The organism is Leucobacter sp. M11, assembly GCF_035726885.1.
In the GTDB taxonomy this organism is placed as follows: Bacteria; Actinomycetota; Actinomycetes; order Actinomycetales; family Microbacteriaceae; genus JAPFRB01.
In genome coordinates this window covers 583043-584948 of record NZ_JAPFRB010000003.1, presented here as the reverse complement: position 1 = coordinate 584948, position 1906 = coordinate 583043, and the positions used below count along the sequence as shown (strand labels likewise).

The 1906-nt window shown below is 69.5% G+C and carries 3 protein-coding genes; all 3 read right to left on the bottom strand.

Annotation, left to right across the window (positions count from 1 at the left end):
• A partial coding sequence (locus OOT08_RS11160; protein WP_325092709.1) for an SPFH domain-containing protein occupies nucleotides 1–945 on the bottom strand: 945 nt, incomplete at its 3' end.
• 48 nt (nucleotides 946–993) lie between these two features.
• Complete coding sequence (locus tag OOT08_RS11155) at nucleotides 994–1566, bottom strand: hypothetical protein (protein ID WP_325092708.1); 573 nt, start codon at nucleotides 1564–1566, stop codon at nucleotides 994–996.
• A 141-nt stretch (nucleotides 1567–1707) separates the two neighbouring features.
• Nucleotides 1708–1906, bottom strand: a 199-nt coding sequence (locus OOT08_RS11150; RefSeq protein WP_325092707.1) for a hypothetical protein, incomplete at its 5' end; no start/stop codon positions are given.

Below are 1906 nucleotides of genomic sequence, written 5' to 3'. Positions count from 1 at the left end.
CTTTGCAATCGCCTCGACGCGGAAGGCCTCGGCCTCGGCGACGGCGCGCACATCGGCGTTCAGCTTCTCCTTGCGGAGGGCGACCTCGCGCTGCGCGGTGATCTCCTCCTGCGCGACGATGGCCTGGCGCTGCACGGCCTCTTCCAGCGGGCTCGCGGCCTGCGCCTCGGCGTTCGCCTTGTCGGTCTCCGCCTGGATCGCGGCCTGGCGCAGCTTCAGCTCGCGGTTGCGGTCCAGCAGCACCTTCTGGGTGCTGATCTTTGCTTCCTCGGAGGCCTGGTAGGCGTTCGTCTCGGCCACGTCGGCGGCCTGGCGCACCTTGGCCGCCTCGGGGCGACCGATGTTCTGGATGTAGTCGCTCGAATCGCGGATCTCCTGGATCTGCAGGGTGTCGACGACGAGCCCCTGCTTCGTGAGGGCCTCCTCGGCGGCCTCAAGCACGTTCCGGGCCACGACGGCGCGGTCGCGGATGATCTGCACGACGGTCAGGCCGCCGATGATGGAGCGCAGGGACCCGGAGAGGACCTCCTGCGTGGACTGATCAATCTCGTCCGAGTAGGACAGGAAGCGCTGGGCCGCGGCGCGGATCATTTCCTGGGTGCCGCCGACCTTCACGACCGCGACGGCCTGCGCCTGGATCGTGATGCCGTCGGTGGTCTGCGCCTCGGTCGTGATCGAGAGGCGACGCGAGCGCAGCGACATCGAGAAGGACTTCTGCACGAAGGGCAGCACGAACACGCCGCCGCCCGTGACGACCTTCTGGCCGGACAGGTCCATCGTGACGGTGCCGGAGGGGTCCATGACGGGCTTGCCCTTGCCGCCGGTGACGATGATGGCCTCATCGGGTTTCGCGATCTTGTACCGCTTGATGATGACCAGCGCGATCAGCACCAGGGCGATGACCGCCCCGAAGATGCCGATGATCGCGGGGGTGAAAAATGTCATGCTGTGCTCCTTTAACGTGAGCCCGAGCCGTCGGCCCGGAACGCGAGATTAGGCGGTCGGGCCGTCGGGGGGTGTGGGCGCGGCGGCCGCGTCCGGGAGGGGTTCGACGAGGACCGAGGTGGGGGTGATGGTTTCCAAGATGCGCACCCGGGCCCCGGAGGGGATCTCCTGGGCCGAGACCGCGGACAGGGACACGCGCTCGCCGTTGCGCACGAGCGAGATCTCGCCGAGGCCGCTCCCGCCCGGGATGCCGAGCACGACGACCGCGTTCTGCCCGGTGAGCTGCCCGCTGCTGACCGCCGTGGTCGACTCCGCGCTGCGGATCACCCGGGTCAGCCACCAGGCGATGAGCGCGCCGACGACCCCGGCCAGCGCGCCGAAAACGCCCGAGAGCCCGGTGGGCACCCCGGAGCCGACGCAGGCAAAGGCGGTGAAGCCGAAGATGGTGGTGAAGGCCGCGATGGTGGTCAGGCTGAGGGGGCCGTCTCCGAAGTCGAAGGCGTCGAAGACGCCGCCGAGCAGGAGCGACAGCAGCAGCAGGACGGCGCCGACGATTCCGATGATCAAAAACGCACCACCGGCGATGAGACTGCCATCTAGAAGCCCGTTGAGCCAGCCCATGTGTTCCCTCGCAGTACCTGTCCCCTCGGCTCACCGGCCGTTGCCGATGCGCCCCGCGGAAACCATTCTCAGTGTTTTTCCAGTCTAGTCATGACACCGCCGGGGAAACGAGCCCCGGTTGCCGGGGGAATCGGCCCCGCGTCAGGCCGAGCCGAGGAGCAGAGCGGCGATCGCCCAGAGGCCGAGGCCCGAGACGAGCAGGCTCGCGACGAAGCCGATGCGGGCCCGGGCGCGGAACCGACGGCTCGCCGAGCCGACGGGGCGCAATCCGGTGCGGTCAGCGGCGGGGTGCGGCTCCCCGCCGCTCGGCGGGGGCCCGATCCGGTCGAGGGCCGACTCG

What these genes read in the sequence shown, in the direction of transcription:
- OOT08_RS11155 (WP_325092708.1), bottom strand. Translation starts at nt 1,566, where the DNA reads ATGGGCTGGCTCAACGGGCTTCTAGATGGCAGTCTCATCGCCGGTGGT.